At 67.7% G+C, this 18590-nt stretch carries 16 protein-coding genes; 9 read left to right on the top strand and 7 right to left on the bottom strand.

Translation table 11 applies throughout. The features are described from left to right. Positions 1-156: 156 nt before the first annotated feature. The 3 genes from FHW81_RS19490 to bauA form a co-directional block, all read right to left on the bottom strand. A complete protein-coding gene (locus FHW81_RS19490) occupies positions 157-1650 on the bottom strand; it encodes a CoA-acylating methylmalonate-semialdehyde dehydrogenase (RefSeq protein ID WP_003101230.1) in 1494 nt (497 codons plus the stop codon). Positions 1651-1733: 83 nt separating this feature from the next. After that, positions 1734-2021: a beta-alanine degradation protein BauB gene (gene bauB, locus FHW81_RS19485; RefSeq protein ID WP_003083790.1), complete on the bottom strand. Its 288-nt coding sequence runs from the start codon at positions 2019-2021 to the stop codon at positions 1734-1736. Continuing rightward, positions 2021-3367 (bottom strand): beta-alanine--pyruvate aminotransferase, encoded by a 1347-nt coding sequence (gene bauA / locus FHW81_RS19480; protein WP_022580839.1) that lies wholly within the window; start codon positions 3365-3367, stop codon positions 2021-2023. The genes bauB and bauA overlap by 1 nt, the downstream gene beginning before the upstream one ends. 134 nt (positions 3368-3501) lie before the next feature. Here bauA and bauR point away from each other — a divergent pair, with 134 nt between their 5' ends. Then, positions 3502-4419 carry an HTH-type transcriptional activator BauR gene (gene bauR, locus FHW81_RS19475; RefSeq protein ID WP_003083805.1) on the top strand — a complete coding sequence of 306 codons (918 nt, stop codon included), beginning with the start codon at positions 3502-3504 and terminating at the stop codon, positions 4417-4419. A gap of 113 nt (positions 4420-4532) precedes the next feature. Here bauR and guaD read toward each other — a convergent pair whose 3' ends face one another. Then, positions 4533-5903: a guanine deaminase gene (gene guaD / locus FHW81_RS19470; RefSeq protein ID WP_003128340.1), complete on the bottom strand. Its 1371-nt coding sequence runs from the start codon at positions 5901-5903 to the stop codon at positions 4533-4535. Between the two features lie 147 nt (positions 5904-6050). Here guaD and FHW81_RS19465 point away from each other — a divergent pair, with 147 nt between their 5' ends. From FHW81_RS19465 to ahpF, 6 genes are all read left to right on the top strand, one after another. After that, positions 6051-6605 (top strand): hypothetical protein, encoded by a 555-nt coding sequence (locus FHW81_RS19465; RefSeq protein ID WP_171893934.1) that lies wholly within the window; start codon positions 6051-6053, stop codon positions 6603-6605. A gap of 408 nt (positions 6606-7013) precedes the next feature. Next, entirely contained in the window at positions 7014-8585 is a 1572-nt protein-coding gene (locus FHW81_RS19460; RefSeq protein WP_034069028.1) for an ABC transporter ATP-binding protein, read from the top strand. Continuing rightward, the gene (locus FHW81_RS19455; RefSeq protein WP_003107144.1) at positions 8585-9682 is read left to right on the top strand and encodes an ABC transporter permease; all 1098 of its coding nucleotides are present in this window, start codon (positions 8585-8587) and stop codon (positions 9680-9682) included. Before FHW81_RS19460 ends, FHW81_RS19455 begins: the two co-directional genes overlap by 1 nt. A gap of 21 nt (positions 9683-9703) precedes the next feature. Beyond that, positions 9704-10630: an ABC transporter permease gene (locus tag FHW81_RS19450; protein ID WP_003083821.1), complete on the top strand. Its 927-nt coding sequence runs from the start codon at positions 9704-9706 to the stop codon at positions 10628-10630. A gap of 164 nt (positions 10631-10794) precedes the next feature. Beyond that, entirely contained in the window at positions 10795-11358 is a 564-nt protein-coding gene (gene ahpC, locus FHW81_RS19445) for an alkyl hydroperoxide reductase subunit C (protein ID WP_003083828.1), read from the top strand. A 144-nt stretch (positions 11359-11502) separates the two neighbouring features. After that, entirely contained in the window at positions 11503-13068 is a 1566-nt protein-coding gene (gene ahpF, locus FHW81_RS19440) for an alkyl hydroperoxide reductase subunit F (RefSeq protein WP_003083830.1), read from the top strand. 79 nt (positions 13069-13147) lie between these two features. Here ahpF and ppk2 read toward each other — a convergent pair whose 3' ends face one another. Continuing rightward, the gene (gene ppk2 / locus FHW81_RS19435) at positions 13148-14044 is read right to left on the bottom strand and encodes a polyphosphate kinase 2 (protein ID WP_003137024.1); all 897 of its coding nucleotides are present in this window, start codon (positions 14042-14044) and stop codon (positions 13148-13150) included. 454 nt (positions 14045-14498) lie between these two features. On the opposite strand from ppk2, the gene FHW81_RS19430 reads away from it, so the two are divergent. Continuing rightward, entirely contained in the window at positions 14499-15848 is a 1350-nt protein-coding gene (locus FHW81_RS19430) for an 8-oxoguanine deaminase (RefSeq protein WP_003083834.1), read from the top strand. A gap of 106 nt (positions 15849-15954) precedes the next feature. Next, positions 15955-17007: a nucleoside hydrolase gene (locus FHW81_RS19425; RefSeq protein ID WP_429479903.1), complete on the top strand. Its 1053-nt coding sequence runs from the start codon at positions 15955-15957 to the stop codon at positions 17005-17007. Positions 17008-17043: 36 nt separating this feature from the next. Here FHW81_RS19425 and FHW81_RS19420 read toward each other — a convergent pair whose 3' ends face one another. Both FHW81_RS19420 and FHW81_RS19415 read right to left on the bottom strand, forming a co-directional pair. Then, the gene (locus FHW81_RS19420) at positions 17044-17892 is read right to left on the bottom strand and encodes an outer membrane protein OmpK (RefSeq protein WP_003083838.1); all 849 of its coding nucleotides are present in this window, start codon (positions 17890-17892) and stop codon (positions 17044-17046) included. A 34-nt stretch (positions 17893-17926) separates the two neighbouring features. Continuing rightward, complete coding sequence (locus tag FHW81_RS19415; protein ID WP_003083840.1) at positions 17927-18553, bottom strand: nucleoside 2-deoxyribosyltransferase; 627 nt, start codon at positions 18551-18553, stop codon at positions 17927-17929. Between the last annotated feature and the right edge of the window lie 37 nt (positions 18554-18590).

The following is an 18590-nucleotide window of genomic DNA, read 5'->3' as shown; positions in this document are numbered from 1 at the left end:
TTAATTGTTCTTGGGCAAGGTCTGGGCCGCCTTGTGGGCGACGCCATGGGTGCGGCCGTGGGTGAGGTTTCACGGCGGTGGAACGTTGCGGACTCCTGATTGCGGAAAAAGAAAAAAGGCATGGTCGTTACCGACCATGCCTGTTGTCGTCAGCCTTCAGAGGCTGGGGAAGGCGAATTGCGAGGCCTCGTGGCTGGCCCGCTGCGGCCAGCGCTGGGTGATGGCCTTGCGCCGGGTGTAGAAGCGCACGCCGTCCGGGCCGTAGGCGTGGAGGTCGCCGAACAGCGAGCGCTTCCAGCCGCCGAAGCTGTGGTAGGCCACCGGCACCGGCAGCGGGACGTTGACGCCGACCATGCCGACCTCGATCTCGTCGCAGAACAGGCGGGCGGCCTCGCCGTCGCGAGTGAAGATGCAGGTGCCGTTGCCGTATTCGTGGTCGTTGATCAACTGCATGGCCTCTTCCAGGCTGTTGACGCGAACCACGCACAGCACCGGGCCGAAGATCTCTTCCTTGTAGATGGTCATTTCCGGGGTCACCCGGTCGAACAGGCTGCCGCCGAGGAAGAAGCCGTTCTCGTGGCCGGCGACCTGGTAGCCGCGGCCGTCCACCACCAGCTCCGCGCCCTGGGCCACGCCGCTGTCGATGTAGCCGGTGACCTTGGCCTGCGCGGCGGCAGTGACCAGCGGGCCCATGTCGAGGCCGCAGGAAGTGCCGGCGCCGATCTTCAGCGCCTTGATCTGCGGAACCAGCTTGGCGATCAGCGCGTCGGCCACCTGGTCGCCGACGCATACCGCCACCGAGATCGCCATGCAGCGCTCGCCGCAGGAGCCGTAGGCGGCACCCATCAGCGCGCTGACGGCGTTGTCGAGGTCGGCGTCGGGCATCAGCACCGCATGGTTCTTCGCGCCGCCCAGGGCCTGCACGCGCTTGCCGCGCTTGGTGCCCTCGGCATAGATGTATTCGGCGATGGGGGTCGAGCCGACGAAGCTGATGGCTTTCACTTCCGGCGCCTGGAGCAGGCCGTCCACGGCTTCCTTGTCGCCGTGCACCACGTTCAGCACGCCCTTCGGCAGGCCGGCTTCGTGGAACAGCTCGGCGATCAGCAGGGTGGAGCTGGGGTCGCGCTCGGAGGGCTTGAGGATGAAGGTGTTGCCGCAGGCGATGGCCAGCGGGTACATCCACAGCGGCACCATCGCCGGGAAGTTGAACGGGGTGATCCCGGCGACCACGCCGATCGGCTGGAAGTCGCTCCAGGCGTCGATGTTCGGGCCGACGTTGCGGCTGTACTCGCCCTTGAGGATTTCCGGGGCGGCGCAGGCGTACTCGACGTTCTCGATGCCGCGCTTGAGTTCGCCGGCGGCGTCTTCCAGGGTCTTGCCGTGCTCTTCGCTGATCAGCTTGGAAATCCGCGCCTCGTTCTGCTCCAGCAGTTGCTTGAAGCGGTACAGCACCTGTGCGCGCTTGGCCGGCGGGGTGTTGCGCCAGGCCGGGAAGGCGGCCCTGGCGGCATCGATGGCTTTCTGCAGGGTCTTGCCGTCGGCCAGCGGGACCTTGTGGATGGCTTCGCCGGTGGAGGGGTTGAAGACGTCTGCGCTGCGGCCGTTGTCGGCGACCATTTCGCCGTTGATCAGGTGGTGGAGGGTGCCCATCTTGTCTTGTTCTCTCTTCGCTAGGGGTGACGAAAGGGCCGTGGCCCTTTCCCTTTACCCGCTCCCTGGGGAGCGGGTGCGGATTACTTGATCTCGGTCTCGACGAAGACCACTTCGTGTGCGCTGGCGTTGATCACGTTGTGCTCGACGCCGGCCTTGCGGAAGTAGGCCTGTCCGGCGACCAGCGGCGCGTGACGGTCGCCCTCTGGGGTTTCCAGCAGCAGCGTGCCGTCGGTCAGCGGTACCACCACATAGTCGTGGCCGTGGCGGTGGCGCCCGGTTTCCGCGCCGGGGGCGAAGCGCCATTCGGTCACGATCACCTCGGCGTTGTCCACCTGCACGGTGGGTACGGCTTGCGGGCGGCCGCTCATCAGGCGATGCCGTTGAGCGCTTCGCCGACCGCGTCGAACAGGCGGTCCAGCTCTTCCGGCCTGGCGTTGAAGGTCGGGCCGAATTGCAGGGTATCGCCGCCGAAGCGCACGTAGAAACCCTGTTGCCAGAGCTTCATGCCGGCCTCGAACGGACGCACAGTCGGATCGCCGTCGCGCGGGGCGATCTGGATCGCGCCGGCCAGGCCGCAGTTGCGGATGTCGATGACGTTCTTCGCGCCTTGCAGGCCGTGCAGGACCTTCTCGAAGTGCGGCGCCAGCTCGGCGGACTGCTGCACCAGGTTGTCCCTGGCCAGGATGTCCAGCGCGGCGAGGCCGGCGGCGCAGGCAACCGGGTGCGCGGAGTAGGTGTAGCCGTGGCTGAACTCCACCGCGTGCTCGGGCAGCGCCTGGTTCATGAAGGTGTCGTAGATCTCGCTGCTGGCGATCACCGCGCCCATCGGCACGGCACCGTTGGTGACCTGCTTGGCGACGTTCATCAGGTCCGGGGTGACGCCGAAGTACTCGGCGCCGCTGTAGGTGCCCAGGCGGCCGAAGGCGGTGATCACCTCGTCGAAGATCAGCAGGATGTTGTGCTGGTCGCAGATCTCGCGCAGGCGCTGCAGGTAGCCGACCGGCGGCACCAGTACGCCGGCGGAGCCGGACATCGGCTCGACGATCACCGCGGCGATGTTCGAGGCGTCGTGCAGTTCGATCAGCTTGAGCAGTTCGTTGGCCAGCTCGACGCCGCCGGTCTGGGCCATCCCGCGGGTGAACGCCATGCCCGGTTGCAGGGTGTGCGGCAGGTGGTCGACGTCCATCAACTGGCCGAACATCTTGCGGTTGCCGCCGATCCCGCCGAGGCTGGTGCCGGCGACGTTGACCCCGTGGTAGCCGCGGGCGCGGCCGATCAGCTTGGTCTTCTGCGGCTGGCCTTTCAGGCGCCAGTAGGCGCGGGCCATCTTGACCGAGGTGTCGGCGCACTCGGAGCCGGAACCGGTGAAGAACACGTGGTTCAGTTCGCCTGGCAGCAACCCGGCGATCTTCTCGGCCAACTGGAAGGACAGCGGATGGCCGTACTGGAAGCCCGGCGAGTAGTCGAGGGTACCGAGCTGGCGAGCCACCGCCTCCTGGATTTCCTTGCGCGAGTGGCCGGCGCCGCAGGTCCACAGGCCGGACAGGCTGTCGTAGACCTTGCGGCCCTTGTCGTCGGTCAGCCAGCTGCCTTCGGCGGCGACGATGATCCGCGGGTCCTTCTGGAAGTTGCGGTTGGCGGAGAAGGGCATCCAGTGGGCGCGCAGGTTGAGTTCGCTGGAAACCGGCGGGGCCACGTTGAGCGGCTGGTTCATCGTTCGATCCTCGGGCTTTCTTGTTGGAAGGTTCCGCGCACGCGGCGGCGGAGCGTTGGATCAAGCTTGGCCCTGACGAAAGGTTAGATAAAGCTTATTCTTCTCACGTTTAGTTTCGACTGGGTAAAACAATAATGGCCAAATCCCGCAACCCGTCGCTCGGCCAGGTCAGCGATTTCGATATCCGCCTGCTGCGCATCTTCAAGACCATCGTCGAGTGCGGCAGTTTCTCCGCCGCCGAGAGCACTCTCGGCCTCAGCCGCTCGGCGATCAGCCTGCACATGGGCGACCTGGAGAAGCGCCTGGGCATGCGCCTGTGCCAGCGCGGCCGCGCCGGCTTCGCCCTGACCGACGAGGGCCGCGAGGTCTATCGCGCGACCCAGACCCTGCTGGCGGCGCTGGAGGGGTTCCGCGCCGAGGTCAACGACCTGCACCAGCACCTGCGCGGCGAACTCAACATCGGCATCATCAACAACCTGGTGACCCTGCCGCAGATGCGCATCACCCACGCTCTCAGCGCGCTCAAGGGGCAGGGACCGCAGGTGCGGATCAACATCGGCATGACCACCCCCAACGAGATCGAGCTGGGCGTGCTCGACGGCCACCTGCATGTCGGCGTGGTGCCGTTGATCAGTCCGCTGTCGGGGCTCGAGTACCTGCCGCTGTATGACGAGCACGCGCAGCTCTATTGCAGCCGCGGCCACGCACTGTTCGAGCGCGCCGACGGCGATATCGCGGTGGACGAGGTGCTCGCCGCGGACGCCGTGGCGCCCAGCTACCGCCTGCCCGCCGAAGCCCAGGCGCGCCACCAGGAACTGAACAACAGTGCCAGCGCCTCGGACCGCGAGGGCATGGCGTTCCTGATCCTGACCGGCAACTTCATCGGCTACCTGCCGTCGCACTACGCCGCCGACTGGGTCGCCGCCGGGATGCTGCGGCCCCTGCTGCCGGAGCGTTTCCACTACGCCATCGCGCTGACCATCGTGACCCGCAAGGGACGCCGGCCGAACCTGGTGCTGGAACGGTTCCTGGAGGCGGTGGCGGTGTCGTGAGGGCGCGGATTGAGTGACGCGAGCTTCGGCCGTCCGCCGAACGGTGCCTTTTCTCTAACAGCGCGAGGAGGTGGCATGCAGCGACGGGCCGAGCCAACGCGGGAAAGAGGCTCTCACCCCTTCGCATGGCGCCGCTCCCCCATCACCCAGGTCTCCGCCACCGCGCGGTCGTCGCCCAGGGTGTTCAGCACGAACAGGGTATCGGCCAGGCCGCGCGCATGCTCCATGCGCTGGGCGATCATCGGCGTGGCGGCCAGGTCGAGAGCGACGAAGTCGGCCTCGCGGCCGGGCAGGAAGTTACCGACCAGGCCGTCCAGGTCGAGCGCCCTGGCGCCGCCGAGGGTGGCCAGGTAGAGCGCCTGGAACGGATCGAGGCTGGTGCCGCGCAATTGCTGGATCTTGTAGGCGTCGGCGAGGTTGGCCAGCAGCGACAGGCTGGTGCCGCCGCCGACGTCGCTGCCGATGCCGACGCGGATGCCGTATTGCTGGGCGCGGCCAAGGTCGAACAGGCCGGAGCCGATGAACAGGTTGGAACTGGGACAGTGCGCCAGCGCCGCGTTCTTGTGCGCCAGGCAGCGGCATTCGCGTTCGGAGAGATGGATGCCATGGGCGAACACGCTGCGTTCGCCGACCAGGCCGGCGCGATGATAGACGTCCAGGTAGTCCTGTGCCTGGGGAAACAGCTCGCCGACCCAGGCGACTTCCTTGAGGTTCTCCGAAAGATGGGTGTGCAGGTAGACGCCGGGATACTCGTCCAGCAGGCGCGCCGCCGCGGCCAGTTGCTCGGGCGAGGAGGTCGGCGCGAAGCGCGGGGTGACCGCGTATTGCAGGCGCCCGTTGCCGTGCCAGCGCTCGATCAGCGCGCGGCTCTCGGCGTAGCCACTGGCCGCGGTATCGCACAGCGCCGGCGGCGCGTTGCGGTCCATCAGCACCTTGCCGGCGATCATCCGCAGGCGGCGCTTCTGCGCGGCCTGGAAGAATGCCTCGGCGGATACTGCATGGACCGTGCCGAACACCAGCGCGGTAGTGGTGCCGTGGCGCAGCAGTTCGTCGAGGAACAGTTCGGCCTGGGCGGCGGCGTAGCCGGCATCGGCAAAGCGCTGCTCGGCGGGAAAGGTGTGGGTTTCCAGCCAGTCCAGCAGTTGGGTGCCGTAGGAGGCGATCACTCCGAGTTGCGGGTAATGCACATGGCAGTCGACGAAGCCGGGCAGCAGCAGGCGCTGCGGATGCTCCTCCAGCGGCAGGTCGGCGGGCAGTTGCGGCAGCAGGTAGGCTGCGTGATCGAGCGCGCGCACGTGGCCGTGTTCGATCCACAGCAGGCCGTCCTCGAAATACTCCCAGGCCTTGTCGCCGAGCTTCGCCGGGTCGCCGAGGAAATGCAGGATCCGCCCGCGATGGGCCGAACTGCTCATCGCGCTCCCGCCGTGGTCGGAGTGCAGGATAAGTGGGGGGACGAAGTTGCCAGCAGGTACTGCATCGTTCATCTCCTCTGCTGCCGGAACGGCGCTTTCGCCTCTTTAGTCCGGGAAATCGACGGAAATATCCCGTCTTTGGCGCGTGATCTCGCTTCCGCCATTATGCACTGTGCGCATGCTGTGGATAAGTCTGTGTGTAGCGCGTGTGCGGAGAGATTGCACGAGCCATTGCGGGATGCGCCCATCTGGCTGCCGGCAGGCGATCCGCGAAAAGCGTTCCGGCACCTTGAATCCGCCTTGCGAAATGCCCGGTCGGCAACTGGCGCTTCTGTGGGTTTGTCTGTGGAAAAGCTGTTCGCATTCCCCGTTGAAAAAATGCCTTCGGCGGTCGGGGGAAAGGCGTTGGACGGGGCCGCAGGATTTCTCCCGGTTGGCGAAAGAGCCAGGGAAAAGGCGCTGTGGAATGCGCCACGACGGTGCGTCGCGAAACTGTGGACAGTGGATCCACCCATGGCGCCGCCGAGCATGCTTCCGTCGATCGCCGCGGACTTTCCTGAAAAGCCGGAAAACCCAGTATTCATGGGCGTTCTGGCGTCGAAAGGGGAAGTCCTGGAGACATTTTCACGGGCATTCCCGTTCCGCGGGTTTCCTGTGGAAAAGCTGTTGGCAAACTGTGCCGGAAGCGGGCCGCCGGGGCTGCCCCAGGGATTCGGCCGAGCCATGGCTTGGCCGGGAGAGATCGTTCTGCCGGGTTCCTCCGAACGGCTGTAGATATCTTGTGGATAAAGCTGTTGGCAAAGTGTTGGAGAAAATGCCTTGCCAGGTCGCGCTCATGGCCTGCCGGGTTGGCTGTTTTCTGTCCATCGCCGATGTTGCGAAAATTGCCGGGACGGTCGGCGCGGGAGGCTTCCCAAGGTCCCGGATGGGCTCCCGACACGCTGTGGATAACTCTGTGAGCAAGGTGGTGATGACTGTTTTGCGACAAATGCTCACGCGGGTGCGCCGCAGGGTTGCCCGCAAATGTGCCGCGGCGTCCCAGGCGTGCCCCGGCTTGGTGCCGCTCGGCGCGGCAGCCTGGCCCGTGGCTCCCGGCGCAAGCCGCGTTCCAGGGCTTTCCTGACCTCCTGGCCAGGTATTTGCACCGGCCGCGGCATCGTCGAGCAACCGACCGGGTCCGCCATGTCCGCACCTTCCTCCTTCGCGCCGCCGCGCCTCGAACTACGCGGGATCAGCAAGCGCTATCCGGGTTGCCTGGCCAACGACCGCATCGACCTGTGCATCGACGCCGGCGAGATCCACGCCCTGCTCGGTGAGAACGGCGCCGGCAAGAGCACGCTGATGAAGATCATCTACGGCGTGACCCGTCCCGATGCCGGCGAGATCCGCTGGCAGGGCGAGCCGGTGCAGGTGCGCGACCCGGCTCGCGCCCGGGCGCTGGGGATCGGCATGGTGTTCCAGCATTTCTCCCTGTTCGAGACGCTCAGCGTGGCGGAGAACATCGCGCTCGCCCTCGGCACCGAGGCGGGCAGCCCGCGCCGGTTGGAGGCGCGTATTCGCGAGGTGTCGCAGCGCTACGGCATGCCGCTGGAGCCTCGCCGGCTGGTCCATGGGCTGTCCATCGGCGAGCGCCAGCGGGTGGAGATCGTGCGCTGCCTGATGCAGGACATCCGCCTGCTGATCCTCGACGAGCCGACCTCGGTGCTGACTCCGCGCGAGGCCGAGGATCTCTTCGTCACCCTGCGCCGTCTTGCGGAGGAGGGTTGCAGTGTCCTCTTCATCAGCCACAAGCTGGCCGAGGTCCGTGCGCTCTGCCAGCGCGCCACGGTGCTGCGCGGCGGACGGGTGGCCGGACAGTGCGTGCCGGCGCAATGTTCCGATCTCGAGCTGGCGCGGCTGATGGTGGGCGACGCCGAGGGCCTGGCGGCGGAGTATCCGAAGGTTACCGGCGGCGCGCCTTTCCTCCAGGTGCGCGACCTGCACTGGCGCAACCCGGACCCCTTCGGCGTGTCCTTCGCCGGCCTCGACCTGGAGGTGCGCAGCGGCGAGATCCTCGGTATCGCCGGGGTCGCCGGCAACGGCCAGGACGAGTTGCTTGCCCTGCTCAGCGGCGAAGTGCGCCTGCCGCGCGCCCAGGCCGAGCGCATCCGCCTCGGCGGCTGCGCCGGCGCGCACCTGGCGCCGGATGCGCGGCGCCGCGCCGGTCAGGCCTTCGTGCCCGCCGAGCGGCTGGGGCACGGCGCGGTGCCGGAGATGAGCCTGGCGGACAATGCGCTGCTCACCGCCTTCCAGCAGGGCCTGGTGAAGCGTGGGTTGGTCCGGCGGCGCAAGGTGCTGGCGCTGGCCGAGGAGATCATCCGCCGTTTCGCCGTGAAGGCCCCGGGTGCCGGGGCGCCGGCACGCAGCCTTTCCGGCGGCAACCTGCAGAAGTTCATCCTCGGCCGCGAGATCTTCCAGGCCCCGCGCCTGCTGGTGGCGGCGCATCCCACCTGGGGCGTGGACGTCGGCGCGGCGGCGCTGATCCACCGCGCGCTGATCGCCTTGCGCGATGCCGGTACGGCGATCCTGGTGGTCTCCGAGGACCTCGACGAGCTGTTCCTGCTCAGCGACCGCATCGCCGCGCTGTGTTCGGGTCGGCTGTGCCCGGCGGTCGCCACCGCGAGCGCTTCGCCGCAGCAGGTCGGCGGCTGGATGGCCGGTCAATTCGAGGCGCCGGCGGCGGTCGCCGGCGCCGTTGCCCAAGGGAGCCTGTGATGCTGTTGTCCCTGGAACCGCGCGGCCGGCAGTCGCGCTGGATGCTGCTGGCCTCTCCGCTGCTGGCGGGGTTGCTGACCCTGGTCTGCGGCGCGCTGCTGTTCGCCTGTCTCGGCCACGATCCCTGGCAGACCCTGCATACCGTGCTGGTACAGCCGCTCAGCGACCTCTATGGGCTCGGCGAGCTGCTGGTCAAGGCCATGCCGATCCTGCTCTGTGCCCTCGGCCTGGCACTGGCCTACCAGGCGCGCGTGTGGAACATCGGCGCGGAGGGCCAGTTGCTGGTCGGCGCCCTGGCCGGCAGCGCGGTGGCGATCCAGTTGCTCGACTGGCAGAGCCGCTGGGCGCTGGCCTGGGTGCTGCTCGCCGGCACCGCTGCCGGGGCGCTCTGGGCCGGGTTCGCCGCCTGGCTGCGAACGCGCTTCAACGCCAACGAGATCCTGACCACCATCATGCTCAACTACATCGCGCTGAACCTGCTGCTGTACGGCGTGCACGGGCCGTTGAAGGACCCGGATGGCTTCAACTTCCCGCAGTCGGCGCTGTTCGGCGAGGCCAGCCGCCTGCCGGCGCTGTTCGAGGACAGCCGGGTGCACCTCGGCGCATTGTTCGGCCTGCTGGCGCTGGCGGCGGTCTGGGTGCTGGCGCAGCGCAGCTTCCTCGGTTTCCAGGTCCGCGTGCTCGGCCTCGACCGCCGCGCCGCCGGTTTCGTCGGTTTCCGCGAGAAGCGCCTGGTCTGGTTCGTGCTGCTGTTCTCCGGCGCGCTGGCAGGCCTGGCCGGCGTCTGCGAGGTCGCCGGGCCGATCGGCCAACTGGTGCCGCAGGTCTCGCCGGGCTACGGCTATGCGGCGATCACCGTGGCCTTCCTCGGCCGTCTCAATCCCTTCGGCATCCTCTGCGCCAGCCTGCTGATGGCGTTGCTCTACCTCGGCGGCGAGGCCGCGCAGATGAGCCTCAACCTGCCGTTGGCGCTGACCGGGCTGTTCCAGGGGATGATGCTGTTCTTCCTCCTCGCCTGCGACGTGCTGATCCTCTACCGCCCACGTTTGCACGGACGCTGGCGCAAGCGCCCGGCGCTGCGCGACGCCCTGGCCTGACCGAACCGCCGAGGAACCACGATGGATATCGATCTGCTCGACAACCTGCTGTTCGCCATGGTCCGCACCGGTACTCCGCTGCTGCTGGTGGCCCTGGGCGAACTGGTCTGCGAGAGAAGCGGAGTGCTCAACCTGGGCCAGGAGGGGATGATGCTGTTCGGCGCGGTGATCGGCTTCATGGTCGCCTTCTCCAGCGGCAGCCTGTGGCTCGGCGTGCTCCTCGCGGTGCTCGCCGGCATGCTGCTGGCGGCGCTGTTCGCCGGGGTCGCCCTGTACCTGAACGCCAACCAGGTGGCCTGCGGCCTGGCGCTGACCATCTTCGGCGTCGGCCTGTCGTCGTTCGTCGGCGCCGCCTGGGTCGGCAAGCCGCTGCAAGGGTTCGCCCCGCTGGCGCTGCCGGTGCTGGGCGAGTTGCCGCTGCTCGGGCGCATGCTGTTCGCCCAGGACGCGCTGGTCTACCTGAGCCTGGCGCTGTTCGCCGCGGTCGCCTGGATGCTCCTGCGCAGCCGCGCCGGGCTGGTTCTCCAGGCGGTCGGCGAGAACCCCGACGCGGCCAGCGCGATGGGCCTGCCGGTGCTGCGCGTGCGCACCCTGGCGGTGCTCTTCGGCGGCGCCATGGCCGGCCTGGCCGGTGCCTACCTATCGCTGGCCTACACGCCGATGTGGGCGGAGAACATGACCGCCGGACGCGGCTGGATCGCCCTGGCGCTGGTGGTCTTCGCCAGTTGGCGGGTGTTCCGCGTGCTGCTCGGTGCCTGGTTGTTCGGCCTGGCCAGCATCCTGCACCTGGTGGCCCAGGGGATCGGGCTGTCGATTCCGGCCAACCTGCTGGCGATGCTGCCCTATGCGGCGACCATCCTGGTGCTGGTCCTGCTCTCCCGCGATGCCCTGCGCACCCGGCTGTATGCCCCGGTTTCCCTGGGCCAGCCGTGGAAGGCCGGGCACTGACGAGGGCAGGTTCTTCGATTAGTTGTTTTAACTATTTATATATTCTTCGATAGATTTAGATAATTTCACTGATGGCCTAAATCAATGGGGCATTTTTGCCGAACCCCGTTAAGATTCTCCCAGTCGATTTGAAACACCCCATTCAACTGAGAGAGGAACGACTGATGTCCCTGATCAACACTCAAGTCCAACCGTTCAAGGTCAACGCTTTCCACAACGGCAAGTTCATCGAGGTGACCGAGGAATCCCTGAAGGGCAAGTGGTCGGTCCTGATCTTCATGCCGGCTGCCTTCACCTTCAACTGCCCGACCGAGATCGAAGACGCCGCCAACAACTACGGCGAGTTCCAGAAAGCCGGTGCCGAGGTCTACATCGTGACCACCGACACCCACTTCTCGCACAAGGTCTGGCACGAAACCTCCCCGGCAGTCGGCAAGGCCCAGTTCCCGCTGATCGGCGACCCGACCCACCAGCTGACCAACGCCTTCGGCGTGCACATCCCGGAAGAAGGCCTGGCCCTGCGCGGTACCTTCGTGATCAACCCGGAAGGCGTGATCAAGACCGTCGAGATCCACTCCAACGAGATCGCCCGTGACGTCGGCGAGACCGTGCGCAAGCTGAAGGCCGCCCAGTACACCGCCGCCCACCCGGGCGAAGTCTGCCCGGCCAAGTGGAAGGAAGGCGAGAAGACCCTCGCTCCGTCCCTGGACCTGGTCGGCAAGATCTAAGACCGCGCCGGCGGCATTCGCCGCCAGCCTCTCCGGCGGACGATCCCTCGCGGATCGTCCGCCCTTCACCCAGCCAACGCGCCGTGCAGGGCGGATGTCCCATCCGCCGGGGATACGTTTGCCCGAATTTCGAGGAGCTGAACCATGTTGGACGCCAATCTTAAAACCCAGTTGAAGGCCTACCTGGAAAAGGTCAGCCAGCCGTTCGAGATCGTCGCGTCCCTCGATGACAGCGACAAATCCCGCGAGCTGCTGGGCCTGCTGCAAGACATCGTCGGCCTGACCGACAAGATCACCCTGAAGACCGACGGCAGCGATGCGCGCAAACCGTCGTTCTCGTTGAACCGCCCCGGTGCGGACATCGGCCTGCGCTTCGCCGGTATCCCCATGGGCCACGAATTCACCTCGCTGGTGCTGGCCCTGCTGCAGGTAGGCGGCCACCCCTCCAAGCTCGACGCGGACGTGATCGAGCAGGTCAAGGGCATCGAGGGCACCTTCGAGTTCGAAACCTACTTCTCGCTGTCCTGCCAGAACTGCCCGGACGTGGTCCAGGCGCTGAACCTGATGGCCGTGCTCAACCCGAACATCCGTCACGTCGCCATCGACGGCGCGCTGTTCCAGGATGAGGTCGAGGCGCGCCAGATCATGTCGGTGCCGAGCATCTACCTCAACGGCGAAGTCTTCGGCCAGGGCCGCATGGGCGTGGAAGAGATCCTAGCCAAGATCGACACCGGCGCCGCCGCCCGCGACGCCGAGAAGCTGACCGCCCGCGACGCCTTCGACGTGCTGGTGGTCGGCGGTGGCCCGGCCGGCGCCGCGGCGGCGATCTACGCCGCGCGCAAGGGCATTCGCACCGGCGTCGCCGCCGAGCGCTTCGGCGGCCAGGTGCTGGACACCATGGCCATCGAGAACTTCATCTCGGTGCAGGAGACCGAAGGGCCGAAGCTGGCGCGGGCGCTGGAAGAGCACGTGCGTCACTACGAGGTCGACATCATGAACCTGCAGCGCGCCAGCAAGCTGGTTCCGGCGAAGAACACCGGCGAGTTGCACGAGGTGCAGTTCGAGAGCGGCGGCAGCCTCAAGGCCAAGACCCTGATCCTCGCCACCGGCGCTCGCTGGCGCGAAATGGGAGTGCCCGGCGAGCAGGAATACAAGGCCAAGGGCGTGTGCTTCTGCCCGCACTGCGACGGCCCGCTGTTCAAGGGCAAGCGCGTGGCGGTGATCGGCGGCGGCAACTCTGGCGTCGAGGCGGCCATCGACCTGGCCGGCATCGTCGCCCATGTGACCCTGCTGGAATTCGACAGCAAGTTGCGCGCCGATGCCGTGCTGCAACGCAAGCTCTACAGCCTGCCGAACGTCGAGGTGATCACCAGTGCCCTGACCAGCGAAGTGAAGGGCGACGGCCAGAAGGTCACCGGCCTGGTGTACAAGGACCGCAACTCCGAGGAGTTCAAGTCGATCGAGCTGGAAGGCATCTTCGTGCAGATCGGCCTGCTGCCCAACACCGAGTGGCTCAAGGGCAGCGTCGAGCTGTCGCCGCGTGGCGAGATCATCGTCGACGCCCGTGGCGAGACCTCGCTGCCCGGCATCTTCGCCGCCGGCGACGTGACCACGGTGCCGTACAAGCAGATCGTGATCGCCGTGGGCGAGGGCGCCAAGGCTTCGCTGAGCGCCTTCGACCACCTGATCCGGACCTCCGCGCCGGAGTGACCCGGCCAGCGACCGTCGAACCAGGGACGCCCGGAGCGCGAAAGCGCCCCGGGCGTTTTCGTTGGCGCGACCGCCCGCCTCAGGCCGGGATATCCAGGTTCGCGTGGCCCGGCGCGGCGGCCGCCTCGGCGTAGACCTTCTCGTCCTCCTCGATCACCCGCGAGGCCGGCCCCACCAGCAACGGGTCGGGCTCATGGGCGATGCGCCGGTCCTTGTCCGGGTAGTCCAGCGCGTGCAGGAAGTGGCGGATGCAGTTGAGTCGTGCGCGCTTCTTGTCGTCGGACTTGATGACCGTCCACGGCGCGTCGGCGGTGTCGGTATGGAAGAACATCGCCTGCTTGGCGGCGGTGTAGTCGTCCCATTTGTCCAGAGACTTGATGTCGATGGGCGACAGCTTCCAGTGCTTGAGCGGATCGTCGCGGCGCGAGATGAAGCGCCGCAGTTGCTCCTCGCGGCTCACCGAGAACCAGTACTTGAACAGCAGGATGCCGCTGTTGCTCAGCATGCGCTCCAGCTCGGGGGCCTGGCGCATGAACTCCAGGTATTGCAGTGGCGAACAGAAGCCCATGACCCGCTCGACGCCGGCGCGGTTGTACCAGGAGCGGTCGAAGAAGACCATCTCGCCGGCGGTGGGCAGGTGCTGGATGTAGCGCTGGAAATACCACTGGCCCTGCTCCTGGGAGGAGGGTTTCTCCAGGGCTACGATCCGCGCGCCGCGCGGGTTCAGGTGCTCCATGAAGCGCTTGATGGTACCGCCCTTGCCGGCGGCGTCGCGGCCTTCGAACAGGACCACCACGCGCTGGCCGGTCTCCTTCACCCAGCTCTGCACCTTGAGCAGTTCGATCTGCAGGTCGTGCTTGGCTTTCTCGTACTCGTTACGGCGCATCCGCGTGTGATAGGGATAGTTCGCCGGCAGGCTCGCCGAGGTGCTGTCCTCGCTGCTGCCGTGGGGCGCGCTGGCGACCTGCAGGGCCACCGGCTTCTGGCTGATCGCCTGGATCTCCTCGCGGGCCTTCTGCGCCGGGCTGGCCACCCGCGGGCGGCGGGTCGCCGGCTTGCGTGGGGCGCGGCGGGCGGCTGGCCGGGCCGGCTTGGCCGGCTGCGCGGCGGGTTGCTCGGGGGAGGGGGGAGTGACAGTGGGTTCTTCGCTCATGCGGGGCTCCTTCCGTTCTACGTTTTCAGCTATGCAGTCCCCCACTCTATGCCCCTGCCGGAGGGCGTCCGTTGACCCCCATCAAACCGCGCCCGGCTGCCGCCGGGAGGAAAGCCTTACACCTCTCCGACAATCCCTTGTAGGATATCGCCACGCGCGCGGCGTCCCGTCGCCCCGCGGACCTGGATCAGCAGACAGGGTGAACACTGAGCTGGCTCTCATCAACCGAGGGCCGGCAGCGTTCGCGCCGGCCCGCCGATCCGACGAAGGTCCGCACATGTCCCGCACCTGGATTCGCAACCCCCTCGCCATCTTCACCGCCAACGGTCTCGACGCCGCCGGCGGCCTGGTCGTCGAAGACGGCCGCATCGTCGAGCTGCTCGGCGCCGGCCAGCAGCCCGCGCAGCCCTGCGCCAGCCAGTTCGACGCCAGCCGGCACGTGGTCTTGCCGGGACTCATCAACACCCATCACCACTTCTACCAGACCCTTACCCGCGCCTGGGCGCCGGTGGTCAACCAGCCGCTGTTCCCCTGGCTGAAGACCCTCTACCCGGTCTGGGCGCGGCTGACCCCGGAGAAGCTCGAACTGGCCACCAAGGTGGCGCTGGCCGAGCTGCTGCTGTCCGGCTGTACCACTGCCGCCGACCACCACTACCTGTTCCCCGGCGGCCTCGAACAGGCCATCGACGTGCAGGCCGGGGTGGTCGAGGAACTGGGCATGCGCGCCATGCTCACCCGCGGCTCGATGAGCCTCGGCGAGAAGGACGGCGGCTTGCCGCCGCAGCAGACGGTGCAGGAGGCTGAGACCATCCTCGCCGACAGCGAGCGACTGATCGCTCGCTACCACCAGCGCGGCGAAGGCGCCCGGGTGCAGATCGCCCTGGCGCCCTGCTCGCCGTTCTCGGTGACTCCGGAGATCATGCGCGCCAGCGCCGAACTGGCGGCGCGCCACGACGTACGCCTGCACACCCACCTGGCGGAGACCCTCGACGAGGAAGACTTCTGCCTGCAGCGCTTCGGCCTGCGCACCGTGGACTACCTGGACAGCGTCGGCTGGCTCGGCCCGCGCACCTGGCTGGCCCACGGCATCCACTTCAACGCCGAGGAGATCCGTCGTCTCGGCGAGGCCGGCACCGGTATCTGCCACTGCCCGAGTTCGAACATGCGCCTGGCCTCGGGCATCTGCCCGACCGTGGAGCTGGAGGCGGCCGGCGCGCCGATCGGCCTGGGGGTCGATGGCTCGGCTTCCAACGACGCCTCGAACATGATCCTCGAGGCGCGCCAGGCCCTGTACCTGCAACGCCTGCGCTACGGCGCCGAGCGGATCACCCCGGAACTCGCCCTGGGCTGGGCCACCCGTGGCTCGGCACGCCTGCTCGGACGCAGCGACATCGGCGAGCTGGCCCCCGGCAAGCAGGCCGACCTGGCCTTGTTCAAGCTCGACGAGCTGCGCTTCTCGGGGAGCCACGACCCGCTCTCGGCGCTGCTGCTGTGCGCTGCCGACCGTGCCGACCGGGTAATGGTCGGCGGCGCCTGGCGAGTGGTCGATGGTGCCGTGGAAGGGCTCGACCTGGCCGCCCTGATCGCCCGCCACCGCGAGGCGGCGAGCGCCCTGATCGCCGGGTGAGGCGGGCGCCGACGGAGGAGGCGCCAGGCTTCCTCTGTCGGTTCGCATAGGTCGGCGCCTGGCCTGCAACCGGCTAGACTTCGGCATCCCCCACCAGGAGCCGACCATGTCCCGCGCCGCCCGCCCCCGCAATCGCTTTTGCAGCCTTCTGCTAGGACTCTCCCTGCTGATGCCCGCCAGCCTTCCTCTGTCCGCTGCCGAAACGGCGGCGGTGCAATCGCCGCGGACCCTGATCATCGACACCGACCCGGGCGCCGACGACGTCATCGCCCTGCTGTTCGCCATGGCCTCGCCGAAGGAGCTGAAGATCCAGGCGCTGACCACCGTCGCCGGCAACGTGCCGCTGGAAAAGACCGCGCGCAACGCCCGGCTGGCCCGCGAGTGGGGCAAGCGCCCGGATATCCCGGTCTACGCCGGCGCCCCGCGGCCGCTGCTGCGCACGCCGATCTACGCCGCCGACGTACACGGCAGCGAAGGCATCACCGGCGTCGAGGTGCATGAGCCGAAGCAGCCGCTGGCCGAAGGCAACGCGGTGGACTACCTGATCCGTACCCTGCGCGCGGCGCCGGAGAAGAGCGTGACCCTGGCCATGCTCGGCCCGGAGACCAACCTCGCGCTGGCCCTGACCCAGGCCCCGGACATCGTCAAGGGCATCCGCGAGATCGTGATCATGGGCGGCGCCCACTTCAACGGCGGCAACATCACCCCGGCCGCCGAATTCAATATCTTCGCCGACCCCCACGCGGCGGAAATCGTGCTCAAGAGCGGGGCGCTGATCACCATGCTGCCGCTCGACGTGACCCACAAGATCCTCACCAGCCCCGAGCGCATCGCCAAGCTGCGCAACCTCGGCAACCGAGCCGGCAAGACCGTCGCCGACATCCTCGACGCCTACGTCCAGTACGACATCAAGTACTACGGCCTGAAGGGCGGCCCGGTGCACGACGCCACGGTGGTCGCCTACCTGCTCAAGCCCTCGCTGTTCAAGGGCAAGCGGATCAACGTGCAGGTCGACAGCCGCGAGGGCATCACCTTCGGCCAGACTGTGGCCGACTGGTACGGCGGCCTCAAGCAGCCGGCCAACGTCGAGTGGATCAACGAGGGCGATGCCCAGGGGTTCTTCGACCTGCTCACCGAGCGTATCGCCCGCCTGCCCTGAGCGGGCTTCCCGCGGCGCCCGGCGTGGGCGCCGCGCTCAGAACGCGTAGCCGACGTTGAAGTAGTGGCCGATCCCGCTGGAGTCGGTGCGGCGTCCGTCCAGTTGCTCGCCGTCGCGCCACTGGGTCATGTTGCGGTAGACCTTGGCGCCGTAGCCGAACTTCCAGTGTTCGGTGTGATACCAGAGCCCGAGGTAGGCCTGGAAGCCGTTATCGGTACGGTATTCGCGCTCGAAGGCATCGTCCTTGTCGGGCAGTTTCGAGCCGAACTCGTAGTCGAAGAAGCCCTGGAAGGCGATGAAGCGCTTGCCGCCGAACTGCGCCAGCGGCTTGAACCAGTTCATGTGGGCGACGTAGCCGTCCCAGGCGTTCTCGTTGGACGCGCCGTAGTTCTTGTCGATGTAGCGCGCGTAGAGATTGAGCCCCACCGTACCCAGCCAGGGCAGCTCGGTGTTGGTGCCGATGCCCGACCACAGCACGTTCAGCCCCGGTCCCTGGCGCGCGTCGGCGTAGTAGTAGTCGAAGGCGACGAACCATTCGCGGATCGGGCCGATGGAGAAGTCGCGGCCGAGCAGGCGGTCGATGGAGAGACGCGGCTCGATGTCGACGAACCAGTTCTCGCCGTCGGGTACGTCCGAGCTGGCGTCGTCGAAGAGGTTCTTGTAGTCGATGTAGCCGTACAGGTCGAGCACCCCCTTGCGGCCGCCGAACTCCCATTCCAGGTAGCTGTCGTCGGTCAGGTAGGGGCCGCCGCGCTGGTTGAACGCGCGGTAGACGTGCAGGTTGTTCCAGAGCCCTTCGCGGGCGGCGTTCTCGTCGTTGTTTTCGGCGCCGAAGGCGGCGGCCGCGCACAGCGGGGCGGCACAGCACAGCAGGGCTTTGCGCATGGGAAGTCCTTGCCTGGAGTGGGACGGGTCGGACTCAGCCGCGGGATTGCCCGGCGAGTTGCCGGAGAGCCTGCTCGGCGTCGCCGACGACGATCCTGCCGGGCACCGCCAGCATCAGGTTGAGCGGCAGGCCGAACTCTTCCAGGGCCATGCCGTCGCGGTCGCGGGTCGGATCCTCGCCGACCAGCTCCGGGGCGTGCCGGCGGATCCGCTCGGCGTAGCTGCCGGCGTCGTCGACGTAGCCATAGACCGGCTTGCCGAGAGCGGTGGCGTAGCCGACCTCGAAGGCGGTGCCGCTGTCCGGCTCGGCGCCGCGGAAGAAGTTCAGGTTGGCCAGCACCGCGTCGGCGCGTTCGATCAGGCCGATGTTGGCGCGGTAGATCCAGGCCGCCTGTTCGCGCGGCTCGGCGAGCTGTTTCGGCAGCGCGTTGTCCAGCGGGTAGAGGCCTTCGAAGCCGTAGCGTGCGCACAGTGCCTTGAGCGCTTCGCCGTGGGCGACGGCGTCGGCGCGGAACACGTCGGGACCGGCCAGATAGAGTTTCCGCGGTCTGGCCGCGGCGCGTACGCCCGGCAGGCTGCCGAGCAGGGCGCCGGCGGGCAGCAGCAGGGCCGCCAGGCGCAAGAAGGTACGACGGCTGCTGGAACCGTTGGATCGGCTCATCGGATGCTCCCCCCAGGATGCCGGACGCCCCGCGCGG

The organism is Pseudomonas sp. RC10-4-2 (genome assembly GCF_050433085.1).
Classification (GTDB): domain Bacteria; phylum Pseudomonadota; class Gammaproteobacteria; order Pseudomonadales; family Pseudomonadaceae; genus Pseudomonas; species Pseudomonas aeruginosa.
This window is presented reverse-complemented; position numbering and strand designations above follow the sequence as displayed.